We start from the raw sequence: 26895 nt of genomic DNA on the forward strand, positions 1-26895 counted from the left end.
AAAGGCGTGAAAGCATGCCACGACAGGAAACGGCAGAAGAGCGCGAACGTCGAAAGGCGAGAAATCGGCGCATTGTGGTGAGCTTCTTCGCGTTCATCGGACTTGTCGCGGTGTTGGAGTCGCCGCTTGCCCGCGTGCGCCACGTCCGCGTGAACGGCAACACGACGGTCCCGATGGCGCAGATTGTCGCCGCCAGCGGGATTTCCTACGGCGAGAGCCTCTGGCAGGTCAATCGAAAAAAGGCGGCCGCGGCGATTGTCGCGCACGTGCCCATGGTGGATCGGGCGGTCGTTTCGGTCGCCTGGCCGTCCGGAACCGTGTCCATCGATGTGCACGAGCGGGACGTGGTCGCCGTCTATGCCGCACACAACGGGTTCTTCGAGCTCATGTCCAACGGCTACGTGTATCAAAAAATCCCGTCGGCTGCCGGACTTCCGTACCCCATCGTAACGGGGCAGGCGCCCGTACTCTCGGTCCATCAGATGGCTGGCGCCGCGATTTCGTCCGTCTGCCGAGCGTTGGCCTCGGTGCCGGCGAGTGAACTCACCGGTGTGTCCGAAATTCACGTGAACGGAGACGGCACGGTCACGCTGTACCTCAACAACGATTTCGAGGTCCTCGCCGCCACATCCGATTTGCGCGGTGCCATGGCTGCCATTCCGCCAACCGTTCAGTACTTCATGCAGAAAGGCTATCGCCCGGGCCTCATCGACTTCACCGGCCCGCCGCCGTATCGCTACACGCCGTTCTCGTCCACATCCGGGGGACATCAAGGAGCTCCCGCGGCGTCCGCGACAAACGGGGCGGCGGATGGGACAAGCCCGAACGGATCGTCTCAACCCTGAGAAGGAGGGTGTTTGTGAACGCGCAGAGACGCGTTGTCGCATCACTCACGGTGGTTGCTGTCGCCCTGGGGTATATGATGACGGTCAGTTACCGTCAGAATCATGCGGCGGCCGCGCTCGGCGTGCTCGTCGATGGCAACTCCGCGGTCAACCGCCAGCTGGCCGAGCGGCTGAACGAGTTAAAGCAGTCGAACGCGGAGGCGCAAGAACAACTCGCCTCGTTGACGCAGGACATCACGCAGTTCGAACAGATTTCGGCCGGATCGAACGACTCGGTCCAAGCTCTCGAGCAGCGCATGACAGGTGAGCGCATTCTCGCGGGCCTCACCCCCGTGCACGGGCCAGGCATCCAGGTGACGGTCAACGACGGCAGCGCGGGCGGAAGCGACGTCGAGCAGATCCTCGCGCACGATTGGACGCTCCGCAACCTGGTCAATGAACTGTTCACGGCGGGCGCGGAAGCCGTTGCCATCAATGACTACCGCGTGCTTGCCACCGCTTCTATCGAATGCCAGGGGCCTGTGGTCTCCGTGAATGGGCACCGCCTGGGGGCGCCGTTCACCGTGACGGCCATTGGCGATCCGGCCGTGCTGTCGTCTGCGCTCGAGATTCAGGGCGGTATTTTGGACGCGATGCGGCAGGAAGGACTCCAGGTTTCGACACCTGAGGTGGAGAACGACCTTCACATTCCCGCCTACACCAATTCATTGCAGGGGTGACGCAGATGCCAGCTCGCTCCAACCGAAGCCTGGTCTGGGTGGCGACCGCGACGGTGGCGGCGCTGGGCTTCATGGTGACGGTCGATTTGACGGCGGAGGCGCCCGTCGGATCAGGAAACACCAGTTATATTGATCTCCGCACGCAGGTGTCGGAGCAGGCGCAGGAACACATCCTGCTCGAGCAGCAGATCTCCAAACTCGAGGCTCAGCTGGCGGAGTATCGCGCGGCGAGCGGAAGTCAGAAGGAGCTCCGTCAGGTGCTGGCGAGGGACGAGCGTCAGCTGGCGTCGGAGGCGGGTCTCACCTCCGTCAGCGGCCCAGGGATCACCATCACGATCCAGCCGGACGCGAAGCTCGGCGCGAGCCCTGCGCAGATGGCGCTCTTTCCCCAGCAGGCCGATCAGTGGTTGGACGAGGTGGTCAACGTGCTGTTTGGCAACGGCGCCACCGCCATCGCCATCAACGGGCAGCGGCTCGTCGGCACGTCTTCCATCCGTCTCGTCGCGGTCAACGGCATCGGCAGCGTGCACGTCAACGGGCGGCCCATCGAACAGCCGTATGTCATTCAGGCCGTCGGCAACGTCCAACAGATGGAAACTGGGCTTTCCGTCAACGTGCTGCAAGGGTACTTTGAGGCGATGGGAGAAGACTTCATCGTGCGCGCTTACACCTCGTCTCACGGCGTGACGGTGCCGCCCTACACCGGCCCGTTGCCTGGGCAATACGCGAAGGAGGGAAGCGGCTGATGTACTGGCTGCCGATATTGGGCTTGGCGGTGGGCGTGGCCCTTGGGCTGGTGACCAACGTCGTGATTCCTGTGGCGTTCACGAGCTACCTGTCCATCGCCATTCTCGCCGCGCTTGACACTGTGGTCGGCGGGATCCGCGCGAGCCTCGACAAGACGTTTGACAGCGCCGTATTTCTGTCCGGCTTTTTCACCAACACCCTGGTCGCCGCGCTGTTGGCCTATATCGGCAACCAGCTCGGCGTGGACCTGTATCTGGCCGCGGTCGTCGCGTTTGGCGTCCGGTTGTTCCAGAACATCGCCGTCATTCGCCGCCACGTGTTTACGCTCATTCGCCAACGCCGAGTGGCACGCCGCGTGGCGTCCAGCAAGGACTGACGGGGAGAATTTCTGGAAATCAAAGATTTTTCGCCAGCGCTAGAGGATTGTCGAAATCCGTGTGGAAGTAGATCAAGAATCGCAGTCACGGGCGCTCTAGGGAGGTGCCACTCGGTTGGCCAAGGAGGACTACATCGTCAGTCTAGACATCGGCACTTCGAAGGTGCGGGTCATCATCGGAGAGTCGACCGGAAACAACTTGAACATCATTGGAGTGGGCTCCGCCTCGAGTCAGGGACTGCGCCACGGTGCGATTGTCGATATTGACAAAACCGTTGATTCAATCCGTGAAGCGGTCGATCACGCCGAGCGCATGGTGGGTATCCGCATCCCATCGGCGTACGTCGGCATTTCCGGGGAACACATTCAGCTGCACAGCTCGCATGGGGTGGTCGCGGTTTCCTCGGCGGATCGCGAAATCACGGATGAAGATATTGAACGCGTTTTGCAGCAAGCGCGAGTCGTGGCGCTGCCTCCGGAACGCGAGGTCATTGACGTCGTTGCCAAGGAGTTTGTCGTTGACGGCCTGCGCGGCATCATGGATCCGCGCGGGATGCTCGGCGTGCGGCTTGAAGTGGATGCGTACCTCATCACGGGAAGCCGTACCGCCATTCACAACATTGTTCGCTGCGTGGAGCGGGCCGGACTGGAAGTGGCAAACCTCGTGCTCGCGCCCATGGCGGCGAGCCAGGTCGCGCTGACCCAGGATGAGCGCAAGCTGGGCGTCGCCCTGGTCGACGTGGGCGCGGGCGTGACGTCGGTCAGCGTGTTTGCCAACGGCGTGTTGATGGGCACGAGCATCATTCCCATCGGCGGCGATTACGTGACCCAGGACATCGCCATCGGCCTGCGGACCAACACGGTCGCGGCCGAACAAGTCAAGCTTCGCCACGCGTGCGCGATGGTGGAGCAGGCCTCTGAGCACGAGACGTTTCGCGTGCCGCGCATGGGCAGCAACAAGGAGGCAGAGTTCACGCAGTACGATCTCGCCACCATCATTGAGCCTCGCATGCAGGAGATATTCGGCTTAGTGCGAAAAGAAGTAGAAAAGATGGGGTACGCCGACGAGTTGCCCGCGGGTTACGTGTTTCACGGGGGCGTGATGTCGACGCCATCGGCGGCTGAGTTGGCCGGAGAAGAGCTGCAAGCGCCCGTGCGAATTGCCGTTCCGGAGTTCCTCGGCGTGCGGGATCCGTCCTTCGTGAACGGCGTCGGCATGATTGTCTACGCTGCGCGCACGGGGCTTCGGCCGAGCTCGGCCGACTACAACTCGGGCGCTCGTCAGGTTCGTTCGTCCAATCACGTCGGCGTATTTGCACGAATCAAAGATTGGCTGCGCGATTTCGTGTGATGTCGGCCGGTGTGTGCGCGCACGTGCGCGCTGACACCATACTGTCGCAGGGGAAGTGCGGAGCCAAAGAGATTAGGAGGACCCACAGTGCTGGAATTTGATTTCGAAACGGATTCCCTTGCCAATATTAAGGTGATCGGCGTCGGCGGCGGCGGGTGCAATGCGGTAAACCGGATGATCGAATCGGGCGTCAAGGGCGTGGAGTTCATCGTCGTCAACACGGATGCCCAGGCACTCAAGCTGTCGAAGGCCGAGACCAAGCTCCAGATTGGCGAAAAGCTGACCCGCGGACTGGGTGCGGGGGCAAATCCGGAGATTGGCAAGAAGGCCGCGGAGGAGAGCCGCGAGATGTTGGCCAACGCGCTGAAGGGCGCGGACATGGTGTTTGTCACCGCGGGCATGGGGGGCGGCACGGGAACGGGGGCGGCGCCCGTCATTGCCGAGATCGCCAAGGAACTCGGCGCGCTCACGGTGGGCGTCGTGACCAAGCCGTTCCGCTTCGAGCAGCGCCGGCGGATGATTCAAGCCGAGCAGGGCGTCAACGAGCTGAAGCAGAAGGTGGACACGCTCATCGTCATTCCAAACGATCGCCTGCTTGAGATCGTGGACCGAAACACGCCGGTGTTGGAGGCGTTCCGCGAAGCGGACAACGTGCTGCGCCAGGGTGTGTCGGGCATCTCCGACCTCATCGCGACGCCGGCCCTCATCAACGTGGACTTCGCGGATGTGAAGGCCATCATGACGGAGCGGGGCTCGGCGCTGATGGGCATCGGCATCGCCTCCGGCGAGAACCGCGCGGCCGAGGCCGCGAAAAAAGCCATCTCTTCGCCGCTCCTGGAGACGTCCATCGACGGTGCGCGGGGCATTCTGATGCACGTCGCCGGTGGCACGAATCTGAGCCTGTGGGAGGTCAACGAGGCCGCCGATATCGTGTCCATGACGGCAGACCCGGACGTCAACATGATTTTCGGCGCGGCGATTGACCCGAATTTGGAAGACGAGATTGTGGTGACGGTCATTGCCACGGGGTTTGACGGCAGCCATCAGCAGCAATCGCCACGGCAGAATCACGTGCATCAAGATGCGCATGAAAACGTCGTGCGCGGAACCGTGCAGCGCCATCCCTCGGCTCAGGATCCCGTGTTGAACGTGCCAAACACGGGAAATCCGTGGGAAATTCCGGCGTTCATGCGCCGTCAGAACAGCCGCTTCGGACGGGATCGATAACTCGAGCCAAGTTTGCACATAAGCAAGGGGCCTGCCATCGTCGGCGGGCCTTTTGTGATGCGAAATGCAGGGATTCGCACTGCACCCGGGCCGGCCGGCGCGGCTCGCCCCTCGAACGTGTTTCCCGGATGCGCCAGGTCGCGATTCCCGCGGGCCTCATCCGTTGGCTTCTACACCCCTCGACGGAGTTCCCCAAAAAAGTCTACGAGCTCACCGTCAAGTTCCGACAGGCTTCGTAATAGAAATCCAATATACTTTCATCCAAACGATGCGGTGTGATCGTTCTGGACGTGCGGGTCGTCGGATCGGACACGCCGTCTTGCCCCAGAGGTGATGGTGTGCAGGCCCTGCCGGTGGTCTACATCGACATCGTCTGGATGGTCAACTTCATCATGGACTTCGCGTTGCTCTGGACGACGGGTTGGCTGATGAAGCGCCGCCCCCGGTGGAAGCGGCTGCTGATGGGTGCCCTGCTGGGTGCGACCTACGCGCTCGCGCTCTTCGTTCCCGCCTTGTCCCCTGCCACCACATGGCCTGGCAAGGCGCTTGTGTCGGTGCTCATGGTGTGGATCGCCCTTCCACACCGCAACGCGGTCGATCTCGCCCGCCTGGTCGGCATCTACTACCTCGTCTCGTTTGTCGTCGCAGGGGCGAGTGTGGCGGCCCGGTTCGCCCTGCCGGGTACGACACTCAATCATGCGCTGTGGAGCAACCGAGGCGTGGCGTTCGCGACGTCGGGCGAGACGCTCGGGCTGATGGTCGGGTTGCCGCTCGCCTTGGAGGGGCTGAAGCGCCTTGCAGCCAGGCTGCGCAAGGATGCGCGCATCGACGCTTCACTGGTGGACCTGGAAGTGGAGTTCGATGAACACGTGGTTCGCTGCCGCGCGCTGGTCGACACAGGCAACGCGCTCTCCGACCCGGTGTCCAAACGCCCGGTATCGCTGATGGACGCCGAAGTCATCATGCCCGCCTTTCCCGACGCGGTCCGGGAGCGGGTCGCTCGCGGTCAGGACGTGCTCGACGCTCTGACCGAAGCGCTGCCAGGCACTCGATTTGCCATCGTCCCCTTCCAAGGGGCTTCTGGCCGCGGACTGACCGTGGCGCTTCGACCTAAGGCGGTGTACCTGGTGCAGGCGGATGGCTCGCGCATCCGAGGCGCGGACAGCCTGTTTGCAGTGTTTCCCGGTGTGCTCAGCGCGGATGGAACGTTTCAAGCCATCTTGCACCCAGAAGTCATGAATGGAGTGGATGACGATGTACGCGTTCCAGCTTTTCGAGACCAAGCGCCGCCTCGCGCTCCTTCGGCTTCGCCTCCTTTACATCCGCCTGCGGATTCGCCTCCTGGGCCAGCCGGATGAGGTCTATTACGTCGGCGGCAGCGAGGCCCTGCCTCCGCCGCTCACCAAGGAGGAGGAGCAATATCTTCTTGAGCGGCTTCCCTCGGGCGATCCGTCCGTCCGGTCGATGCTCATCGAGCGGAACCTGCGCCTCGTCGTCTACATCGCTCGCAAGTTCGAGAACACGGGCGTGAACATTGAGGATCTCGTCTCCATCGGGACCATCGGCCTCATCAAGGCGGTCAACACGTTCGATCCGTCCAAGAAGATTAAGCTCGCGACCTACGCGTCCCGGTGCATCGAGAATGAAATCCTGATGTACCTGCGCCGCAACAACAAGCTGCGCGCCGAAGTGTCGCTGGACGAGCCGCTGAACGTGGACTGGGACGGGAACGAGCTCCTTTTGTCGGACGTCCTGGGCACCGACTCGGATACCATTTACAGGAATCTCGAGGACGAGGTGGACCGAGAACTGCTTTACGACGCCCTCGACAAGCTGAGCGAGCGGGAACGAACCATCATGGAGCTTCGGTTTGGCCTTGGCACAGGGCAAGAAATGACGCAAAAGGACGTGGCTGATCTGCTCGGCATTTCTCAATCCTACATATCGCGTCTGGAGAAGCGCATCCTCAAGCGGCTGCAGCGGGAATTCAACAAAATGATGTGAAGCGGATCCTCGAGGCCATCCCCGCACTCGACAGACTCGACCCCGCACCTCGGGCGGCGCATCGGTGCGCCGCCTTGTCGCGCCTTCGTCCCTGCATAACCTGTCCAAGTCAGGACATACTTAAGACGAATTTTGGGATATATGTACACACGTGTATGACGAGCAGACTTGGGGGGACTTCTTTGAAGCGCAACAAGGTGGAGATCTGCGGCGTCAACACTTCTCAGCTTCCCGTTCTGACCAATGCTCAGATGCGCGAGCTGTTCGAACAACTTCGCGCGGGGGACACCTCGGCGCGCGAAAAGCTGGTCAACGGCAACTTGCGCTTGGTCTTATCCGTGATTCAGCGATTCAACAACCGCGGGGAATACGTGGACGACTTGTTTCAGGTCGGCTGTATTGGCTTGATGAAGGCCATCGACAACTTTGACCTCAGCCAGAACGTGCGCTTTTCCACCTATGCGGTCCCGATGATTGTCGGGGAAATCCGCAGGTATTTGCGGGACAACAATCCCATTCGCGTCAGCCGTTCCCTCCGCGACATTGCGTACAAAGCGCTCCAGGTTCGCGACATGCTCGCGTCCAAGCATCTTCGCGAACCATCCATCGTCGAGATCGCCAACGAGATGAACCTGCCGAAAGAAGAAGTGGTCTTCGCGCTGGACGCGATTCAGGATCCCGTCTCGATGTTTGAGCCCATCTATCACGACGGCGGCGACCCGATTTACGTCATGGATCAAATTCACGATGATCGCGAAAAGGACTCGGCGTGGGTCGAGGGCATCGCGCTGCGGGAGGCGATGCGAAAGCTGTCGGATCGGGAGAAAAAGATCCTGGCAAAGCGCTTTTACGAGGGAAAGACGCAAATGGAGGTGGCGGACGAGATCGGCATCTCCCAAGCCCAGGTCTCGCGCTTGGAAAAGGCCGCGATCCACCGCATGTACAAACACATCCAGTCGTAATCGCCGTGCCATCGGTCATAGGATGACATAGGACCGATGGGAGGCGGATAGGCGTGGTGCGCATTTCTGAGCTTCAGTCGAAGGACGTGGTGAACGTCGAAGACGGCAAGCGGCTCGGCACCATCGGCGATTTGGAGATCGATCTCGACAGCGGACTCATTCGCGCGATTGTCATTCCGGGCCAGACCAAGTTCTTTGGCATGGTGGGCGGATCGCAGGATTACATCATACCGTGGAGTCAAATTGTGAAGATCGGCGCGGACGTCATCCTCGTGGACCTGCGTCCGCCCGGGGAACCTGGATACTACCTCCCTCCGCAGTCCGGCAAACGAGGCACGGGCGGGTACTGATGGGTGACGCCACTCGTCGGCCGCGTGGTATGATAGAGAGCGGAGGGATGCGCTTGCTGACGGACGTCGTTGGACAACATGGCGGCCTGGGGATTCGCCCGCCGTTTGCGGGCCCGGGTGTGCGCGCCATGTTTTTCTTTCGCCATCTGGATACTTGGCCCGCCGCGGACGCAGACGTCTCCGCGCGCCTCTTGGGAGTGGAGGCGGCCAGGGAAAACCGGGCGCGCCTGTTGGAGCGGGCGGGTATGGGGGCTTGTGCCGTCTGCACCGTGCGCCAAGTGCATGGCGACCGCGTGATCCGCGTGGATGCGCCGGAGGAGTCTGCGGTCGAGGCCGACGGCATGGTGACCGATGTCCCTGGCCTCGCGCTCGGCATCCTGGTGGCGGACTGCGCGCCGGTTCTGCTGTACGATCCCGTCCGACGCGCGGTGGGCGCGTGCCACTCCGGGTGGCGGGGGACCGTGGACGAGATTGTCGCCCGCACCGTGGAGCGGATGCGCGACGCGTACGGCACGGATCCGGGCGATCTTCACGTCGCGATCGGCCCGTGCATTCGCCGCTGCTGTTATGAGGTGGACCACGCCGTGGCTGAACGCGTGCAGGGGACGCCGCTCGCGCCCGCCCTGTTGCCTCGGTTCGGGCGGCCTGGAAAATATATGTTTAGCCTGCCGCATGCGATCCGCCTGAGCGCGATGAACGCCGGCGTCCGGCCGGATCGCATCCACGACGCGGGCATCTGCACGTCTTGCCGCAACCGGCATCTGTTTTCGCACCGGCGCGAGGGAGAGCGGGCTGGGCGGCAGATGGCCGTGATCGCGCTTGAGACGGGGGAATGAGCGGTGGACTACGGATTCGTGCAGGAGAGGGCGCGGGAGATTCGCGCGCGGGTGGAGGCGGCCTGTCGCCGCGTGGGGCGCGATCCGGCGGGCGTGCGCATCGTAGCTGTGACGAAGACCGCGTCTCCTGACGTGCTGCCGGCGCTACACGCTGCGGGGATTCGCGATGTGGGCGAGAACCGCTGGCAAATCGCGCGGGACAAGCTTCAGCACGAGGCGGCGGCTTTGTTCGAGTGGCACTTCATTGGCACGCTGCAGACCAACAAAGTCAAGTACGTCGTGCCGCGCTTCGGATGGGTTCACTCGCTGGACCGCGCAGAACTGGCTCGTGCGCTGTCCCAAGAGGCGGTGAGGCGTGGCGTCACCGTTCAAGTGCTCATCCAGGTGAATGTGAGCGGGGAAACCCAGAAGCACGGTGTGGCGCCTGAAGAAGCGGAGGCGCTTCTGCGGCTTGCTCGCGAGCTTCCAGGGCTTTCGGTTCGCGGGCTGATGACCATGGCGCCTGCCGTCGATGACCCCGAGGCCGCGCGACCCGTCTTTGCAGCGCTGCGCGAGCTGCGGGACGAACTCCAATCTCGCCTGTCCCTCGAAGGGCTGAGCGATCTTTCCATGGGCATGTCGGACGACTTTGAGGTGGCCGTGGAAGAGGGTGCCACCCTGGTGCGCATCGGGCGCAAACTCGTCAATCCGTGAGGGGGCGAACGTGTGGACGGTTTGGCCGACGCCGTGCAATGGATGTTTGCCATCTATTTCATCGTGCTCATGACGGGCGCCGTCATCCAGATGCTGCCTAACGTAGAGCAGCACGCGGTGAGCCGGTTCATTTCGGCGTGCTGCGAGCCTTACCTCTGGGTGTTTCGACGCCACCTCCCGCGGCTGCGCCTGGGGCGGACGGCCGTCGATGTGTCGTGGCTCGCCGCCGTCGTGGTATTCCTCATCGTCGAGGCCGGCGTGGATACGACACTCACGCAGTTGACAGCCAGCTGAGGGGGGCGCTTGGATGGCGGATGGCAGTTGGGTGCGCGCGTCCGAGCAGCCGTTTGTCCGCCGCGCCTCGGACTGGGTGCGGCAGGTCGAGGCGACGTACGCGCCGTATTTGACCGATTTTCTCACACCGCGCGAGCGTTACCTTGCCGAAAGCGTGGCGCGAGCGGCAGGCCTTCATGTCGAGGCGCACGGCGGGTTCCCCGAGGCCGAGCGGGTCCGGCTCCTCATCTTGCCGGAGCCGTGGCCGGTGCGCGCCGATGACTTCGAGATTCAGGCGCTCCAAGTCGTGGCGCAGGGCGGCGCGTTCGCGCACGGCGACCTGTTGGGTTCGCTGCTCGGCCTCGGCCTCAAGCGGGCCTCCTTGGGCGATCTCGCCCTGGTTTCGCCCGCCGAGGCGTACGTGTTCGTCGAACGCCCTTTGACGAGGTATCTGATGGACAGCTTGTCGCGCGTCGGCCGAGTGCCTGTACGGGTGCGCGAAGTGGCCGAGGTCCAGCATCTGCCGCCCCCGGCTTACGAGCCGAGGGACATCTCCGTGATGTCGCTCCGCATGGACGCCATCGTGGCCCAAGCCTGCCGCCTGTCGCGCAAGGACGCGCAGACGCTCGTCGCGAGCGGCCGCGTCGAATTGAACCATCAGGAGGCAGAGGCCGACGCCGAAGTACGGCCGGGGGACGTGTTGTCGGTCCGCGGATTTGGGCGCGTGCGCGTGATCGAGACCGTCGGTCAATCCAAACGTGGTCGCTGGATCGTGCGCGTGGGCGTTTTGCGATCTCGTCCCTCATCCGGGTGAAGGATTTTGGCGCTTGCTGTCGAATAGCAGGGTGACAAACCTTTGCCCATACGAGGGGCCTGCATAAGCCTGTGGTCGAGATGAGGGGGATTCGCGATGCCGTTGTCGCCCATCGACATTCACAATAAAGAGTTCCGGCGCTCGCTGCGCGGGTACAACGAGGATGAGGTCGATGATTTCCTGGAACGCGTCATCCAGGACTATGAGGCGTTGATTCGCCAAAACAAGCAGCTGGAGGAAGAAATTGAACGGCTCAACGAGAAGCTGGCGCATTATCAGAATCTCGAAGAGAGCTTGAGCAAGTCCATCCTCGTGGCTCAAGAAACGGCGGAAGAGCTCAAGGCCAACGCGAAGAAGGAAGCGCAGCTCATCATTCGCGAGGCGGAGAAGAACGCGGACCGGATCATCAGCGAGGCGCTGAACAAGGCGCGCAAGGTCGCGCTTGAGGTTGAAGAGATGCAGAAGCAAGCGGCCATCTTCCGCGCGCGGTTCCGCTCGCTCATCCAGTCGCAGCTCGAGATGATGGAGTCGGGCGAATGGGAGTCCTTTGAGCGGGAACTCGCGAGGCGAGAGGTCGCGGCAGCAGAACCCGATTTCGCCTGATGCGCCGGTCCGGCGCACCCGAGGCCGATCCTTGCAGGTCGGCTTATTTTTTTTCGCTTCGGACGGCATACCACAGGAGCAGAAGCCCGAAGGCGACCAGCGACGAGTCGATCACGACGTACGTGGTGTAAGGAAGAGCCAGTTGGAGCCACACGCGGGCGAGAAAGCACGCCGCGAACAGCGTGATGCCGATCCACAGAATGGCCCAAGAAGCGGCGAGCAGCCATGTTCTGCGCATTGTTCATCTCTCCTGTCGAAACAACCCTGCCGGTATTCATCATACACACAGACGCCTGGAATACCAATGACAGACTGGTGAACACGCACCATGACATCGTTCCCGCCTTGCCGGGCACACTACCGCTAGACCTTCCACACCCGGGATGGTGAAGATGATGTGGCATCGGCGCAAACGGCGTCACACGCTCACAAACCTAGGCCTGCTCAGGTTGGCCGAATACCTCGAAGGCGTGAACTTCGCGGCGTATGTGGACTTGCTGCAGACACCGTGGCGACTGGCCCTGCTCAATTTCATCGGCGGCATCTTCCGCGGCCTGGGCATCGGCTTGGGCTTCACCGTCATCGCCGGGATCGTGGTTCTGGTGCTGCAACAGCTGGAGCTTCTCAATCTTCCGGTGATCGGGAAGTGGGTCGCCGACTTGGTACAAATCGTGGACGGCCAGCTGAAGGCGCGCCAATTTGCATACTGAAGGAGGGGCCATCATGGACGAACAGGCCATTCGATCTCGGCTCGAAGAAGCGCGCCTGCACCTTCAGACTCGGCTCGGCGGGCGCGAGACTTCGGCTGACCTAGGTGCAGCCATGCCGGACGAATGCTCCGAACTCTCGATGTATGACAACCACCCGGCAGATGTCGCCACAGAGCTCGCGCTTCGGAATCAGGCGATGGGAGAGCGGCTTCGGGACGAGCGGGCGCTTGCGGATGTCGAGGCCGCATTGGAGCGGCTTAAGGACGGCACTTACGGGCGGTGTGTCGACTGTGGGCAGGCCATTCCGCGCGATCGGCTCGAAGCCATGCCGACCGCGAGGCGCTGTGTCGACTGCCAGCGGCGCTTGGAGAAACGCCAACTGGCCGAGCGCCGCCCCGTGGAGGAGGACGTGCTGTCGCCCGCGTTTGGCCAGTTCAATCGGGACGGCGCTGATGAGACGGGCTACGATGGCGAGGATGCCCTGCAGGACGTCATGCGCTACGACCGCCCACAGACCGGACTCGCGTACTATGACGAGCCGGAGCTGGACGACGATTCGGGCTACGTCGAGTGGGTCGAGGGCATCTCCGAGGAGGCCTACCGGCGCACGCTGCCGTCTCCTGCTGAACGACTGACCGACTACGACGAGCCCTGATCGGCGCGCGTCTCGCCCTTCAGTTGTCACCGAGTGAGAGCACGAATGTGTCCGCGCGCAGACCGAGCCGCAAGCACTCGAGTGCAATGGCGTCTCCGGGCGGGACGTTGCCTAAGTTGACCGAGGGGCCGAAGCGCCGAATCAGCTCCACCTGTTGCGACTTTTTGGGCGCTTCCCAAATGACCCGCTGGCGCGCGGCCAGGGGCAGAGCGTCGACAAAGGCCGTCAGGAGGTCATCCATGACGTGGCCGCCCGCGTCGTAGATGCCGACGTCCTCGCCGGATTCCCGCCCTTCGAGGATGACGTAGTCCGCTCCTGCCTCCAGGTCGCGAATCACGCCCTTGGCGCAAGCAACGAGGTCGATCTCCCGGCTCAACTTCTTGCCGACCTCGGTGATGACCAGAGGAAATACACGCTTGGCTGCTTCGATGGCGCGAGCGCGATCGTCCGGTTGAAGCACGATGGTGCCGTCGGAAATCTCCATTGCGCCAAACCCCAGTTCTCGACAGCGCCGGAGGTACGCCGGAAAGACCCCTTGCGTCCAAGCCACCTCGCCCAGGGTGCCACCCGGGCAGGTGGTCACCTGCGCCATCGCTGCACGCCTGAGTTTGGCCCGGAGCGTCGACTCGGGATACACGGCGCTCGTCCCAAATCCGAGCTTCAACAAATCCACGGTCGACGCCGCCATGGACAGAAAGTGCTCGGTCTCGATGAGGTTCATGCCTTTATCGATCACCATGGTGATCCCGCTCGAGCGCGGCTTTGCGTCCCGCGGTCCAAGCGGCGGTGCAATCAATTGTGAGAAGGCGCCGCCCTCTGGTACAATCACCGTATTCACACCCCTTTACGTGCCGCCTTTTCACGGTATGCGACGGCGGTCCGAGAGGGTGCAGGCGATGACCTGCGGGGAGACGTGTCGAGTGGGGACGAAGAAGTGGCTCTTGTATGCGGTGGGTCTGGTCGTGCTCGTCGCCGATCAACTCATCAAGATGTGGGTGCGCGCGAAATTGGCGATTGGCAGCGCCGTCGTGGTCCTACCGGGCGTCGTCGAAATCACGCATATTCAAAATCCGGGCGCAGCGTTTAGCCTGCTGCCTCATCAGGTGTGGCTGTTTGTGCTCGTCGCCATCGTCGTCGTGGCGGCGGTCGTCGTCGTGAATACGCGATTTCAGCTCTCTCCCATGGCCCAGATCGGCCTGGGTCTACTGCTCGGCGGGGCGCTCGGCAATATGGTCGATCGCGTCTTTTCCCCGACCCACACGGTGACCGACTACGTGTATTTCTACACGATCCATTTTCCTGTCTTTAACCTCGCGGACGCCTCGATCGACGTCGGCGTCCTGCTCTTGATTCTCTCCACTTTTCGGGGCGGGAACGATGCCCGCGACTGATCGAAGGAGGACGTGATGAGACCGGCCATCCATGTGCAATACGAGGTGAGCGCGGAAGATGCAGGGGAGCGGCTTGACCGTTGGCTGACCGACCGACTGCAGGAGGACGAGATCGAGGTCTCGAGGACACAGGTCAAGCGGTGGCTCGATGACGGATGCATCCGCCGCGCGCGCCCCGGACGGCTGAAGCCGAGCGATGCCGTGGAAGCCGGGGATGTGTACGAGGTGGACGTGCCCGAGGAGGAGCCGGTTCAACTCGTGCCCGAGGAGGGCGTGCCGTTTGACGTCGTGTACGAGGACGACGACGTGTTGGTGGTGGATAAGCCGCGCGGCGTGGTTGTCCATCCCGGCGCTGGGCATCTGCGCGGCACGCTCGTCCATGGACTTTTGGCGCGCGGCGTCCAGCTGTCCAGTCTCGCCGGTGCCATGCGGCCGGGCGTGGTGCACCGAATTGACAAGGACACGAGCGGACTCGTCGTGTTTGCGAAGTCGGATCGCGCGTATCGGGCGTTGGTCGATGCGTTTCGCGTGCACCGCGTAGAGCGCGAGTACGTCGCCATCGCCCACGGGCGCTTGCCCCATTCTGAGGGCACGGTGGACATGCCCATCGGGCGAGATCCGTCGGATCGCCAGCGCATGGCCGTCCGGCCAGGCGGCAAGCGTGCCGTCACGCACTTCGAGGTGCTCGAGCAGTTCGCAAACTACACGTACCTGCGCCTGCGCCTCGAAACCGGCCGCACGCACCAGATTCGGGTTCACCTCGCGGCCATCGGCCACCCGATCGCGGGGGATCCGGTGTACGGCCCGCGCCATACGCTGCCCATCCAAGGCCAGGCTCTCCACGCGCGAACGCTCGGGTTTGCGCATCCTGACGGCGGCTGGCTTCAATTTGAAAGCCCCGTGCCGCCCGATATGGCCCAACTGCTCGAAGGGCTGCGGCAGGGCCGCATGGGTGCTTGACACCCACCTTTCGAACTGATAGTCTACTTTCGAACTGAACATGGACACTGCCTTTAAACCAATCCCGTGAGGTTGGTAAGGAGTCGGACGTTGGGGAGACGGGCGCACGAGCGCATGTCTCCTGGATGTTGGCCACCTCTCGCGGAGAGGCGGCCTTTTTTCGTGCCGACGAGCGCGGTGCCTGGGAGGGAAATCTGTGGCTCAAAAGACGCAGATTATGGACGAAGCGGCGATGCGCCGCTCGCTCACGCGGATGGCGCACGAGATCCTCGAGCGCAACAAGGGGCTTGACGATGTCGTGCTCGTCGGGATCGTCACCCGCGGTGCCATTCTCGCCGAGCGGCTTGGCAGGAAACTGTTCGAAATCGAGGGCCAGCGGGTGCCTTGTCATCGGCTCGATCCGCGGCCGTACCGGGACGATCGCGACCGCTCCGTGGCGGCCGATGCGCCGGCCCCCGAGATCGACGTGGCGGATCGCAAAGTGATCCTGGTCGACGATGTGCTGTACACCGGGCGCACGGTGCGCGCAGCGCTCGACGCCATGATGCGCGCCGGGCGGGCGCGATGCGTGCAGCTCGCGGCGCTCGTGGATCGCGGTCACCGCGAGCTCCCCATTCGGCCAGATTTTGTCGGGAAAAACGTGCCGACGGCGCGAGACGAGCAGGTCATCGTGCGCCTCGCGGAAGTGGACGGCGTAGACGGCGTATGGATAGCGGAAGGAAGGGCGTGAGCGCGGTGGCGGTGCAGATGAACAAGGCGTTGTTCCACGCGTTGACCGTGAACCAGTTCGACGTGCCCCTCATCTGGCAGCTCATCAAGCGCGCCGAGTGGCTGCGCGGAAAGAGCCGAGACGAGGCGCGATCGCGGCTTCAAGGAAAAATTGTCGCAACGCTGTTTTACGAACCGTCCACCCGCACGCGCCTGTCGTTTGAGGCTGCGGTGCTGCGGCTCGGAGGCAGCGTCGTGGGTGCCGAAAACGCGCGCGAGACGTCGTCTTCCAAGAAAGGCGAGACGCTCGAGGACGTGTTTCGCGTGGTCGGCTGTTACGCGGACGCCATCGTCATCCGCCACCACGATCAGGACGAGCTGGACAGAGCCGCGCTCTACTCGCCCGTGCCCATCGTCAATGCGGGCGCTGGCAGCGGGGAGCATCCCACGCAGGCGCTGCTCGACGTCTACACCATCTGGCGCGAAGTGGGCCGCGTCGATCATCTCACCGTGGCTGTGATGGGAGACCTCAAGTACGGCCGGACGGTCCACTCCCTCCTGCGCCTCCTGGCGAAATTTCCGGGCGTGCGCGTTCGCCTGTTCCACCCGGCGCCGCTCGGCTTGCCGGACGATCTCGCCCAGGAACTCGCGCAAGCCGGGCTCTCCCTCGAGCGCGCACCCGACATCGAGTCTTGCATTGACGGCGCCGATGTCGTGTATCAGACGCGGATTCAGTTCGAGCGCCTGGCTGGCGAGGTCGATCCCAAAGCGGCCAGCCTGTACGCGTTGACCGTGAGCCACCTCGCCCTGTTGCCCGATCACGCGCGCATTCTGCACCCGCTCCCGCGCGTGGGAGAAATCGCGCCGGAAGTGGACAGCGATCCTCGGGCCGCGTACTTCCGCCAGGTCGAAAATGGGCTTTACATGCGCATGGCGCTTCTTGACGCCATGCTGGGAGGCGATGAGCGATGAGAGTGCGGCTGGACGAGGGCCGCGTGTGGGATACCGGCCTGGGGGACTTCATCGAGGCAAGCGTCGCGTACGACGACGAGACCGGGGAAATTGTAGCGATTGGCCATGCTTCGGCGATTCAGGCGGACGTGGTGCGCTCCATTCGGGGACTGTCGGTTCTGCCCGGCTTCATCGACGTGCACGTCCACCTGCGCGATCCCGGCCTGACCCATAAGGAGACGCTTGCAAGCGGGCTGCAGGCGGCCGCTGCCGGCGGATTCACGCAAGTGGCCTGCATGCCCAACACCAAGCCTCCCATCGCGAGCGCCGAGATCGTCGAGGATATCCGCCGCCGCGGCGCGGCGATTGGCAAAGCCGAGGTGCATCCCATCGCCTGCCTGACGGCGGACCAGGCCGGCGAGCGCCTTGCGGACTACGCATCGCTGGCGCAGGCGGGCGCGCTGGGGTTCTCGGACGACGGCCGCGGCGTTCAAGACGGCGGCCTGATGCGGCAAGCCCTGGTGGAACTTCGTTCGCTGGGCAAGCCGGCGATGATCCACGCGGAGGACGAGTCCATCTCGCGGGGAGGCGCGCTGCACGAGCGCGCGGCGGCGCGACTCGGCACCTCGGCGCAGCCGGGCAGTGCCGAGGCCGCCATGATCGCCAGAGATGTGCTGTTGGCTGAGGAGACAGGCGCGCACCTGCACGTGTGCCACGTGAGCCGCGAGGCGTCCGTCGCCATCGTCCGCTTCGCCAAGGCCCGCGGCGTGCGCGTCACGGCCGAGGTGACGCCACATCACCTGCTTTTGTCGGAGCGCGACATCGACGGGCCGGACGCGGTGTGGAAAGTGAATCCTCCGATTGCCGCCGAGGAAGACAGGCGCGCGTGTCTGGCGGCGTTCGCCGACGGGACGCTCGACGTGATCGCGACCGATCACGCCCCGCATCATCCGGATGAGAAGGCGAAGGGGATGGACGAGGCGCCCTTTGGCATGGTGGGCTTGGAGGTCGCGTTTGCTGTGCTTTACACGGGACTGGTGCGCGAGGGGCTGGTGCCGATGCGAAGGCTCGTTGCGGCGATGAGCGCGCGGCCGGCGCAACTTTTCGGGCTGCAGGGCGGACAGATTCGCCCTGGTGCGCGGGCGGACTTGGTGCTCGTCGACCTGGGCAGGCGCTTTAGGGTCGACCCCAGCGAGTTCTACACCAAGGGTCGCAACACGCCCTTCGCGGGGCGAGAGGTGTTCGGAAGAGTGGTCGAGACGATTCGCGCGGGGCGCGCGATCTTTTGCGAGGGAGAGGAGCGGTTGTCATGATGCAGGACGGGCGGCGAAAGGCGCGGCTGGTGTTGAAAAATGGCCTCGTGTTTGAGGGCGTGAACTTCGGCGCGGCCGGAACGCGCTTCGGAGAAGTCGTGTTCAACACAGGAATGACGGGCTATCAAGAGATCCTGACGGATCCTTCGTATTACGGGCAGATTGTCACCATGACGTACCCGCTGATCGGCAACTACGGCGTCAACGTGGACGACGTGGAAAGCCGCCACCCGCACGTGCGCGGTTTCGCCGTGCGGACCTTTTGTGAGTGGCCGTCGCATTACAAGCTGGTCGACAAGCTCGAATCGTATCTCGTGCAACATCGAATCGTCGGGATCGCAGGCATTGATACGCGGGAACTGACCAAGGCCATCCGCACCGTGGGCGCGATGCCTGGCGTTGTGACCACCGAAGATCTGCCGGTCGAGCAACTGCTTGCGCGCATGGATGAGGCGCTCGTGCCCGACGCGGTCGCGCAGGTCACCACGCAGACCGTGTATCGGGCGCCGGGATCGGGTCACCGGGTTGTGCTCATCGATTACGGGATGAAGGCCGGGATCCTCCGCTCGCTCTTGGAGCGCGGCTGCGACGTGATCGTCGTGCCCGCCACGTCGACGGCGGAGGACGTGCTTCGGTGGAAGCCGCACGGCGTGATGCTGTCCAACGGACCGGGCAATCCGGAGGACGCGCCGTATGCCGTCGAGACCTTGCGGGGGCTCATCGGGAAGGTGCCCATCTTCGGGATCTGCCTGGGGCATCAGCTCATCGCGCTCGCCTGCGGCGCCAAGACGCGCAAGTTGAAGTTCGGTCACCGCGGGGCGAACCACCCGGTCAAGGATTTGCGCACCGGGCGCGTGGACATCACATCGCAAAACCACGGCTACGTCGTCGATGCGGATTCCCTGCGGAACACCCCGCTTGAACTGACGCACATCAATCTGAACGACGGGACCGTGGAGGGCATGGTGCATCGGCATGAGCCCGTCTTCTGCGTTCAGTACCATCCCGAGTCGAGGCCCGGGCCGAGCGACGCTCGCTACCTGTTCGACGAATTTATCGACCTCATGACGCGCGTGAGAGAGGGGCGTTTTGCGCATGCCTAAGCGGACGGACATTCGCAAAATCATGGTCATTGGTTCGGGGCCCATCGTCATCGGGCAGGCGGCCGAGTTTGATTACGCCGGCACGCAGGCCTGTCAGGCGCTGAAGGAAGAGGGATATGAGGTCGTCCTCGTCAACTCCAACCCCGCCACCATTATGACGGATGAGCACATGGCGGATCGCGTCTACATCGAGCCCATCACCCTGGAGTTTGTCACGCAGATCATTCGCAAGGAGCGGCCGGATGGCCTCCTCGCCACGCTCGGCGGGCAGACGGGGCTCAACATGGCGGTTCAGCTCGCGGAGGCTGGCGTCTTGGAGGCGGAGGGCGTGGAACTGCTGGGCACGCCGCTCGAGGCCATCGAGAAGGCAGAAGACCGGGAAAAGTTCCGGCAGCTCATGCAGGACATCGGGCAGCCTGTGCCCAAAAGCGCCATCGTGCGGAATCAGGCGGAGGCGGACGCGTTCGCGGAGGAAGTGGGCTTTCCCATCATCATTCGTCCCGCGTACACCCTCGGTGGAACGGGCGGTGGCATTGCCTCCAACTGGCGAGAGTATCACGAAATCGTCGATCGCGGCCTGACGCTCTCGCCCATTCACCAGGTGCTCGTGGAGCAGAGCATCGCGGGCTTTAAGGAAATTGAGTACGAGGTCATGCGCGACGCGGACGGCACCGCCATCGTCGTCTGCAACATGGAGAACATCGATCCGGTGGGCGTCCACACGGGGGATTCCATCGTCGTGGCACCCAGTCAGACGCTGTCGGATGAAGAGTATCAGATGCTTCGCGATGCGAGCCTGAAGATCATCCACGCGCTCGGCATCCAGGGCGGATGCAACGTGCAGCTGGCTCTGGATCCCCATTCCTCCCGGTACTATGTCATTGAGGTCAATCCGCGCGTGAGCCGCTCCAGCGCGCTCGCCTCCAAGGCGACAGGCTATCCGATTGCGCGAATTGCGACGAAAATCGCCGTCGGCTATCGATTGGCGGAATTGAAAAACCCCGTGACCCAGGATTCGTATGCCGCGTTTGAGCCTGCGCTGGACTACATCGTGACGAAGATTCCGCGCTGGCCGTTCGATAAGTTTCGCAGCGCCAACCGCTCGCTCGGCACGCAGATGAAGGCGACCGGCGAAGTCATGGCCATCGGCCGCACGTTTGGCGAATCGCTGCTGAAGGCGATTCGCAGCCTGGAAATTGGCGCCTACAGCCTATGGACGAAGCAGGCCGAAACCTGGTCGCAGATGGAGCTCGAGAAGAAAATCCGGGTGGCGGATGACGATCGCCTGTTTGCCATCGCCGAGGCGTTGCGGCGCGGGGTGTCGGTCGAGCAGATTCACCAGTGGTCGAAGATCGACCGGTTCTTCCTCTGGCACCTCGAGGCGCTCGTGGATTTGGAGCAAAGGATTGCCTCCATCGCTAATCCGCGCGTGCCCGTTGAGGACCTCTTGGATGAGCACCGCGATTTGATTGAACAGGCGAAGCGCAACGGGTTTCCCGACCGGGAGCTCGGCCGCTTGCTCAAGGCGGATCCGATGGCCATCCGCACTTGGCGCAAAAGCCGGGGCATCGTCCCTGTGTACAAGATGGTCGATACGTGCGCAGGCGAATTCGCCGCGACCACGCCGTACTATTACAGCACGTACGAGCGCGAAGACGAGGTCGAGGCGAGTCCGCGAAAGAAGATGGTGGTCCTGGGTTCCGGGCCCATTCGCATTGGCCAGGGCATCGAGTTCGACTACTGCACGGTGCACGCGGTGTGGGCCCTGCAGCGGGAGGGGTACGAGGCCGTCGTCATCAACAACAACCCGGAGACGGTCTCCACGGACTTCAGCACGTCGGATCGCCTGTACTTCGAGCCGCTCGACGTGGAAGACGTCCTCAACGTCATCGACCGGGAACAGCCGGAAGGGGTCATCGTGCAGTTCGGCGGGCAGACGGCCATCAATCTGGCCGGTCCGCTCGCGGACGCCGGCGTGCGGATCTTTGGCACGTCGCGCGAAAGCATCGATGCGGCGGAAGACCGCGAGAAATTTGACGCGTTGCTGACAGAGCTCGGGATTCAGCGTCCGGAAGGTCGAACGGTGACGACCGTCGAGGCAGCGGTCGAGGCGGCCGAATCGCTCGGGTATCCCGTGCTGGTCCGCCCATCCTACGTGCTTGGCGGGCGAGCCATGCAAATCATCACCAGCACCCATGAATTGTTGCAGTATATGGAAGAGGCCGTCGAGGTGTCGCAGCAACACCCTGTCCTCGTCGACCGGTACGTCAATGGCATCGAGGCGGAGGTCGACGCCATCTCGGACGGCGAGACGGTGATCATCCCGGGCATCATGGAGCACATTGAGCGCGCAGGCGTGCACTCCGGCGACTCCATCGCCGTTTATCCGCCGCAGAACCTGACCGAAGACGTGAAGCGGGTCATCGAGGATCACACCATCCGCATCGCGCGGAGCCTTCGCGTTCGCGGGCTGATGAACGTTCAGTTCATCGTGCACGACGGCCAGGTGGAGGTCATCGAGGTGAACCCGCGGTCATCGCGCACGGTGCCCTTCCTCTCGAAGGTCACAGGCGTGCCCATGGTGCAGCTCGCCATGCACGCCGTGTGCGGCGGTCAACTTGCGGACCTCGGGTACACGAGCGGCCGCGTGCCCGAATCGCCCGCGGTGGCCGTCAAGGTGCCGGTGTTTTCCTTTGCGAAGCTGCATCAGGTCGACATCAGCCTCGGCCCAGAAATGAAGTCGACGGGCGAGGTGATGGGGCGCGATCTCGTCTACGAAAAGGCGCTCTACAAGGGACTCATCGCGTCCGGGATCGCCATCCCGGCGCACGGCACCGTCCTCGCCACCATCGCGGACAAAGATAAGCCGGAGGCCTACCCGTTGCTGCGTGAGTTCGCGCGCCTCGGCTACCGGCTGGCGGCCACCGAAGGGACCGCGAAGTACCTGCGCGATCGGGGGCTCGAGGTGCGCGTCGTCAACAAGTTGGCGCAGGGCACGCCGAATCTCGCCGACGACATTCGCCAGGGCAAGATCCAGCTGGTCATCAACACGCTCACGAAGGGTCTCAAACCCGAGCGAGACGGCTTCCGCATTCGCCGCACAGCGGTGGAGCACGGGGTGCCGTGCCTCACGTCGCTCGACACCGTGCGCTCGGTGCTCGACATCATGAAGCTCATCCACTTCCAGACCATGGCGCTTGGCGATCCCGTCCCAGGGCAGGGGGGTGAACAGGGTGTCTGAGGCGCTTTTGCAGGAGCTCGCCTCGCCCGCGTTCGACGAGGCCCGCCGGCGCATCTACGTCGCGCTTGACGTCGATTCCGAGGCGCGCGCCCTGGAATTCGTCGACCGCCTGTCGCCCGTGGTCGACGGGTACAAGGTCGGACTGGAGCTGTTCCACCGAGCAGGCATGCGGTTCGTGGAGTCGCTGCTCAAGCTCAATCTGCGCGTGTTCCTCGACGTCAAACTCCACGACATTCCGAATACCGTCGCGGGCGCGCTCCGGGCCATTGCCCAGTATCCTGTGGAAATGGTGAACGTGCACGCATCAGGCGGCCCGCGGATGCTCGCGGCGGCGCGGGAGGCCGTGGACGGATCGCCCTATCGGCCGCTTCTCGTCGGTGTGACGGTGCTCACGAGCCTGAACGACGCGGACCTCCGGGCCATGGGGCTCGCGGTCACGCCGGCTGCGTGGGTCCGCCACCTGACGGAACAGGCGCTGCAGGCTGGCCTGGACGGCGTCGTGTGCTCAGCGCAGGAGCTAGCGATGCTCCGGGAGATGGTTCCGCCCTCGTTCGAGCGCGTCGTCCCAGGCACTCGCCTGACAGATGATGATGCGCACGATCAGGCCCGGGTGATGCCGCCGGATGAGGCCATCCGCCACGGGGCCAGCCGGCTCGTGCTCGGTCGCGCGCTCACGCAGGCAGGTGATCCCGTCGCCGTGCTCGCGCGCTACCTTCGTGCCGTGAAGGAGGGGTTGAACCATGAGTGAACCGACGTTCACCGTCGAATACGACGACTTGTCCTATACGATCGCCAAGGGGCTCTTGCAGATCGGCGCGGTGGAGTTGCGGCCACATCAGCCGTTCACGTGGTCGAGCGGGTGGAGGTCGCCCATCTACTGCGATAATCGGCTCATCCTCGGATACCCTCTCCTGCGCAGTCAGGTGGTTTCGGGATTTGAATCGATCGTCGATTACGAGCTGCCGGCGGTCGAACTCATCGCCGGTGCGGCAACGGGCGGTATTCCGCACGCGGCCATGTTGGCCGACAGGCTCGGGCTGCCGTGTGCCTACGTCCGCGCCGAGCCCAAGTCGCACGGCCGAGGCAAGCAGATTGAGGGCTACGCGCGCCCGGGGATGAAGGCGGTGGTCATTGAGGACACGCTGTCCACGGGCCGATCCGCCTATCAGTGCGCGCAAGCGCTGCGCGATGCGGGCGTGGATGTGATGGCGATTTTGACCATTCTGTCCTACGACTTCGACGTCGCCGCCAAGCGGGCCGAAGAAACGGGCATTCCCGCGTACCGGCTCGTGCCTTACGAAGTGCTGGTTCAGGTGGCGCTGGAGCGCGGCGATATTCAAGAATCGGACGTGGCGCTCTTGATGCGCTGGCGGAAGTCTCCGGATACCTACGGCATGTGAGCTGAACGCCGCGGCGGCCTGTGGGCGCGAAGTCCACAGGCCGCCTGTGTCTTTCTCGCCTGAACAGGACATGCTATCGGTCAGGCGAAGGAGGGGCTCACGTGGAGCTGCACACGGGCCGCACGTTGTGGTCAGAATCGGTTGCCGATGTGAAGCGATATCCGCCGCTCGCTCAGGATGTCGAAGCCGACGTGATCGTCGTGGGTGGAGGCATCGGCGGCGCGACCGCAGCTTGGGAGCTCGCCGAACGGGGACTCTCGGCCATCGTTTTGGAACGCCACCAGATCGGCATGGGCTCTACGCGCGGAAACACGGGGCTGCTGCAGTACGCCAACGACATGCCCTTGTCGGAGATGATTCTCCTGCACGGCCGCAGGCGCGCGGTGGGATTCTACCGGAGGTGCTGGGAGGGCGTGGAGCGGCTCAGGCGCATGGCCAAGCGGCTGCCGGAAGACGTGGAATTTGCCGATCGCATGAGCATTTGCTATGCCTCGGTTCCAGCCCACGTCCCGCGCTTGAAGGAGGAAGCCCGAGCGCTCGCGGAGGCCGGGTTCGCCGCTGAACTCGTCGTCGGACGGCATGAAGTGGAAAACACGCTGGGCATTTGCCGGGAGGCGGCGCTCGTGACGTACGGCGATGCAGAAGTGAACCCGCTGAAACTCACGCTCGCCCTGTTCCGCGACTTGGTCGATCGCGGCGCCGTTCGGATCTTCGAGGACACAGCAGTCGTCAGGCTGGACGAGGACCGGGAGCACGTGATCCTGGAGACGGATCGCGGCTTTCGCGCAAAAGGCCGCGCGGCCATTGTCGCCACCGGTTACGCGTTTCAGCGGACACGCCCACTGCCGGGCGTCTCCCTGGGCTGCACCTACGCCATCGCCTCGGAGCCCCTGACGGATCTCACAGGCTGGCCGCAGGGCGCGATGATCTGGGAGACCGCGCGGCCGTACCTCTACATGCGGACGACGCAGGAAGGGCGGATCGTGGTGGGTGGACTCGATCGACCCGTGCCTGACGGGCCAGTGCGCGACGGCGACCTGAATGTTCGCGCGCGCGAATTGGCTCGCCTGGCTGGCGAACTTTTGCCAGGCCTCAAGCCGTTTTCGGTGGAGTTTCGCTGGGCATCGACGTTTGGGTCGACGGTGGACGGCTGGCCCATCGCCGGGAGGTACCCTAGTCGGCGGCGCACCTTTTGCTCGCTGGGCTATGGCGGAAATGGAACGGTCTGCTACGCCGTTCTCGCCGACGTGCTCGCGCGGCGCATCGCAGGGAAGGCAGAGCCTGGCGATGACGAACTCGAGCCGGGCAGATTGGCGCTTTGGCGTCGAGCCGTGCGGCGCGTGGCCGGGGCCGTTTGGTGACTCACGGCGTGCCGGCCTGCGGCGCCTCGACAGCGCGCGAGGGCGCCCGCGGGGTTGGCGGCATGGCGAAAATGGCGATGCCAAGCGCGCAGATGCCCATGGCGACGAGAAAGATGTCGGTCAGCGACATCGCGTGGGTCATGGCCGTGCTGATGAGGGGCGCCATGGCGCCGCGAATGCCGAAGAGAAGGAAGTGGAGTCCAAAGGCCTCCGCTTCGCGACCCGGTACGGCGCGGAAGATGTACGCCATGCAGCCGATGTCCCACACCGCATCTCCGACGCCGAGGAGGGCACAGGAGGCCATGACCGCCCCGTAGGATCCGTCGAGTACATAGAGCGTCGGCGCCAAGGCGTACGCCGACATGCCGATAAACATGGCGTGGCGAGGCGACCACGTATCGATGACCCAACCCACCACGAAGTACGCCACCAAAAGCGCCACGTAATACAGGACGCGCGTGACGCCAATCTCGGCGTTCGACAGGTTGAGCGTATGCACCTGATAGATTTGGTAGATGGGACCGGCGAGCAAGTTGCCAAAGCCCGTGGCCATCGTCGCCATGAGGAAAATGGCGAGCGGCCGGCTGCTGCGGGCGACGTGCCAATGACCGAAGATTTGGAGGAGCCTGTGACCTTGCTCGTCTGACCTCAGCCCCTCTCCGGGCGATTCCACCTCGCGCACGCGAGAGAAGAGAAGGACGGACAAGGTTCCCATGACGGCTGCGCCGACGAGCGGCCACCGGTCACCCTGATGTTGGCTCCATTGACCGACGAGATAGGCCAAGGGGATGAGAAGCGTGCCCTGCGCGACGCGCACATACCCCATGAGCCTGCCGCGGAGTGTCGGAGGATACATGCGCGCCAAAAGGGCAGGATACGCGGGTGCCTGGATCCCGTTCATCAGGTTGACGATGAACGAAGTCACCAAGAAGGCGCCCGGCGTCAACCCAAAACCCGCGATGAGGACGGACATCCGGCCCACCACCAGTGGCCAAAGGACAAACGGTTTCGGTGAACGGGTCCGCATGAAGTTGGCCCACACCGGGGACCAGAGCATGCCGATGGCCGGCGCGGCCGTCAAGAGTCCCACTTCGAGGTTGGAGGCTCCATGGCGAATGGCCATGGGCACGTAAAATTGGTTCACGACAACATTAAAGAGTGCGAAGAGGACCGAGCCGCCAAAATCGATTCGGAAGTTCCACCACGTCTTCCATTTCATCTGCATCCCGAGCCGGGTGACGATGTCTTCGGGACCCAAGTGTGCGCTCCTCATGCTCATCCCCAGCGCAAGGGCGCGGCCAC

Annotated in this window: 30 protein-coding genes; 27 read left to right on the forward strand and 3 right to left on the reverse strand. The window is 63.6% G+C overall.

Annotated features, from left to right (window positions below; translation table 11 throughout):
* The first annotated feature begins 14 nt into the window (after positions 1-14).
* The 15 genes from BW934_RS10880 to BW934_RS10950 all read left to right on the forward strand — a co-directional run bounded on the left by BW934_RS10880 (position 15) and on the right by BW934_RS10950 (position 11800).
* Complete coding sequence (locus BW934_RS10880; RefSeq protein ID WP_076348008.1) at positions 15-845, forward strand: cell division protein FtsQ/DivIB; 831 nt, start codon at positions 15-17, stop codon at positions 843-845.
* 14 nt (positions 846-859) lie between these two features.
* Complete coding sequence (locus tag BW934_RS10885) at positions 860-1564, forward strand: DUF881 domain-containing protein (protein ID WP_076348010.1); 705 nt, start codon at positions 860-862, stop codon at positions 1562-1564.
* 5 nt (positions 1565-1569) lie between these two features.
* Positions 1570-2310: a DUF881 domain-containing protein gene (locus tag BW934_RS10890; RefSeq protein WP_076348012.1), complete on the forward strand. Its 741-nt coding sequence runs from the start codon at positions 1570-1572 to the stop codon at positions 2308-2310.
* On the forward strand, positions 2310-2687 hold the full coding sequence (locus tag BW934_RS10895) for a small basic family protein (protein WP_076348014.1): 378 nt from the start codon (positions 2310-2312) through the stop codon (positions 2685-2687). Before BW934_RS10890 ends, BW934_RS10895 begins: the two co-directional genes overlap by 1 nt.
* A gap of 115 nt (positions 2688-2802) precedes the next feature.
* Positions 2803-4038: a cell division protein FtsA gene (gene ftsA, locus BW934_RS10900; protein WP_076348016.1), complete on the forward strand. Its 1236-nt coding sequence runs from the start codon at positions 2803-2805 to the stop codon at positions 4036-4038.
* 87 nt (positions 4039-4125) lie between these two features.
* The gene (gene ftsZ, locus BW934_RS10905; RefSeq protein WP_076348018.1) at positions 4126-5265 is read left to right on the forward strand and encodes a cell division protein FtsZ; all 1140 of its coding nucleotides are present in this window, start codon (positions 4126-4128) and stop codon (positions 5263-5265) included.
* Between the two features lie 338 nt (positions 5266-5603).
* The gene (locus BW934_RS10910) at positions 5604-6623 is read left to right on the forward strand and encodes a sigma-E processing peptidase SpoIIGA (RefSeq protein WP_076348020.1); all 1020 of its coding nucleotides are present in this window, start codon (positions 5604-5606) and stop codon (positions 6621-6623) included.
* Positions 6520-7269 carry an RNA polymerase sporulation sigma factor SigE gene (sigE, locus tag BW934_RS10915; RefSeq protein ID WP_076348022.1) on the forward strand — a complete coding sequence of 250 codons (750 nt, stop codon included), beginning with the start codon at positions 6520-6522 and terminating at the stop codon, positions 7267-7269. The genes BW934_RS10910 and sigE overlap by 104 nt, the downstream gene beginning before the upstream one ends.
* 182 nt (positions 7270-7451) lie before the next feature.
* Complete coding sequence (sigG, locus tag BW934_RS10920; RefSeq protein ID WP_076348024.1) at positions 7452-8231, forward strand: RNA polymerase sporulation sigma factor SigG; 780 nt, start codon at positions 7452-7454, stop codon at positions 8229-8231.
* Positions 8232-8284: 53 nt separating this feature from the next.
* Positions 8285-8581, forward strand: coding sequence for a YlmC/YmxH family sporulation protein (locus tag BW934_RS10925; RefSeq protein ID WP_076348026.1), 297 nt, complete (start codon positions 8285-8287; stop codon positions 8579-8581).
* A 47-nt stretch (positions 8582-8628) separates the two neighbouring features.
* Complete coding sequence (gene pgeF / locus BW934_RS10930; protein WP_076348028.1) at positions 8629-9417, forward strand: peptidoglycan editing factor PgeF; 789 nt, start codon at positions 8629-8631, stop codon at positions 9415-9417.
* Between the two features lie 3 nt (positions 9418-9420).
* Complete coding sequence (locus BW934_RS10935; protein WP_076348030.1) at positions 9421-10110, forward strand: YggS family pyridoxal phosphate-dependent enzyme; 690 nt, start codon at positions 9421-9423, stop codon at positions 10108-10110.
* A 12-nt stretch (positions 10111-10122) separates the two neighbouring features.
* A complete protein-coding gene (locus BW934_RS10940; RefSeq protein WP_076348032.1) occupies positions 10123-10404 on the forward strand; it encodes a YggT family protein in 282 nt (93 codons plus the stop codon).
* Between the two features lie 13 nt (positions 10405-10417).
* Complete coding sequence (locus BW934_RS10945; protein ID WP_076348034.1) at positions 10418-11197, forward strand: YlmH/Sll1252 family protein; 780 nt, start codon at positions 10418-10420, stop codon at positions 11195-11197.
* 96 nt (positions 11198-11293) lie between these two features.
* Positions 11294-11800, forward strand: coding sequence for a DivIVA domain-containing protein (locus BW934_RS10950; protein ID WP_076348036.1), 507 nt, complete (start codon positions 11294-11296; stop codon positions 11798-11800).
* Positions 11801-11843: 43 nt separating this feature from the next.
* Here BW934_RS10950 and BW934_RS10955 read toward each other — a convergent pair whose 3' ends face one another.
* A complete protein-coding gene (locus BW934_RS10955; RefSeq protein WP_076348038.1) occupies positions 11844-12038 on the reverse strand; it encodes a hypothetical protein in 195 nt (64 codons plus the stop codon).
* 154 nt (positions 12039-12192) lie between these two features.
* Here BW934_RS10955 and BW934_RS10960 point away from each other — a divergent pair, with 154 nt between their 5' ends.
* Positions 12193-12510 carry a DUF5665 domain-containing protein gene (locus BW934_RS10960; RefSeq protein WP_234969741.1) on the forward strand — a complete coding sequence of 106 codons (318 nt, stop codon included), beginning with the start codon at positions 12193-12195 and terminating at the stop codon, positions 12508-12510.
* Positions 12511-12523: 13 nt separating this feature from the next.
* Positions 12524-13165 (forward strand): TraR/DksA C4-type zinc finger protein, encoded by a 642-nt coding sequence (locus BW934_RS10965; RefSeq protein WP_076348042.1) that lies wholly within the window; start codon positions 12524-12526, stop codon positions 13163-13165.
* A gap of 19 nt (positions 13166-13184) precedes the next feature.
* Here the strand turns inward: BW934_RS10965 and comA are convergent, their stop codons facing one another.
* Positions 13185-13994, reverse strand: a complete 810-nt coding sequence (comA, locus tag BW934_RS10970) for a phosphosulfolactate synthase (RefSeq protein ID WP_076348044.1) — start codon at positions 13992-13994, stop codon at positions 13185-13187.
* A 91-nt stretch (positions 13995-14085) separates the two neighbouring features.
* Here comA and lspA point away from each other — a divergent pair, with 91 nt between their 5' ends.
* The 10 genes from lspA (at position 14086) to BW934_RS11020 (ending at position 25593) form a co-directional block, all read left to right on the forward strand.
* Positions 14086-14556 (forward strand): signal peptidase II, encoded by a 471-nt coding sequence (lspA, locus tag BW934_RS10975; protein ID WP_076348046.1) that lies wholly within the window; start codon positions 14086-14088, stop codon positions 14554-14556.
* Between the two features lie 15 nt (positions 14557-14571).
* Positions 14572-15516 carry an RluA family pseudouridine synthase gene (locus tag BW934_RS10980; RefSeq protein ID WP_076348048.1) on the forward strand — a complete coding sequence of 315 codons (945 nt, stop codon included), beginning with the start codon at positions 14572-14574 and terminating at the stop codon, positions 15514-15516.
* Positions 15517-15712: 196 nt separating this feature from the next.
* On the forward strand, positions 15713-16246 hold the full coding sequence (gene pyrR / locus BW934_RS10985) for a bifunctional pyr operon transcriptional regulator/uracil phosphoribosyltransferase PyrR (protein WP_076348050.1): 534 nt from the start codon (positions 15713-15715) through the stop codon (positions 16244-16246).
* Entirely contained in the window at positions 16243-17196 is a 954-nt protein-coding gene (gene pyrB / locus BW934_RS10990) for an aspartate carbamoyltransferase (protein ID WP_234969742.1), read from the forward strand. The genes pyrR and pyrB overlap by 4 nt, the downstream gene beginning before the upstream one ends.
* Positions 17193-18488, forward strand: coding sequence for a dihydroorotase (locus BW934_RS10995; RefSeq protein WP_076348052.1), 1296 nt, complete (start codon positions 17193-17195; stop codon positions 18486-18488). Before pyrB ends, BW934_RS10995 begins: the two co-directional genes overlap by 4 nt.
* On the forward strand, positions 18485-19591 hold the full coding sequence (gene carA / locus BW934_RS11000; RefSeq protein WP_076348054.1) for a glutamine-hydrolyzing carbamoyl-phosphate synthase small subunit: 1107 nt from the start codon (positions 18485-18487) through the stop codon (positions 19589-19591). Before BW934_RS10995 ends, carA begins: the two co-directional genes overlap by 4 nt.
* On the forward strand, positions 19584-22832 hold the full coding sequence (gene carB, locus BW934_RS11005) for a carbamoyl-phosphate synthase large subunit (protein WP_076348056.1): 3249 nt from the start codon (positions 19584-19586) through the stop codon (positions 22830-22832). Before carA ends, carB begins: the two co-directional genes overlap by 8 nt.
* Positions 22825-23580 carry an orotidine-5'-phosphate decarboxylase gene (gene pyrF, locus BW934_RS11010; protein ID WP_234969743.1) on the forward strand — a complete coding sequence of 252 codons (756 nt, stop codon included), beginning with the start codon at positions 22825-22827 and terminating at the stop codon, positions 23578-23580. The genes carB and pyrF overlap by 8 nt, the downstream gene beginning before the upstream one ends.
* Positions 23573-24232 carry an orotate phosphoribosyltransferase gene (gene pyrE / locus BW934_RS11015; protein ID WP_076348058.1) on the forward strand — a complete coding sequence of 220 codons (660 nt, stop codon included), beginning with the start codon at positions 23573-23575 and terminating at the stop codon, positions 24230-24232. Before pyrF ends, pyrE begins: the two co-directional genes overlap by 8 nt.
* A 101-nt stretch (positions 24233-24333) precedes the next feature.
* Positions 24334-25593, forward strand: a complete 1260-nt coding sequence (locus tag BW934_RS11020) for an NAD(P)/FAD-dependent oxidoreductase (RefSeq protein WP_076348060.1) — start codon at positions 24334-24336, stop codon at positions 25591-25593.
* A 1-nt stretch (position 25594) separates the two neighbouring features.
* Here the strand turns inward: BW934_RS11020 and BW934_RS11025 are convergent, their stop codons facing one another.
* Positions 25595-26851 (reverse strand): MFS transporter, encoded by a 1257-nt coding sequence (locus BW934_RS11025; RefSeq protein WP_076348062.1) that lies wholly within the window; start codon positions 26849-26851, stop codon positions 25595-25597.
* Positions 26852-26895: the final 44 nt, after the last annotated feature.

Source organism: Alicyclobacillus vulcanalis, assembly GCF_900156755.1.
Classification (GTDB): Bacteria; Bacillota; Bacilli; order Alicyclobacillales; family Alicyclobacillaceae; genus Alicyclobacillus; species Alicyclobacillus vulcanalis.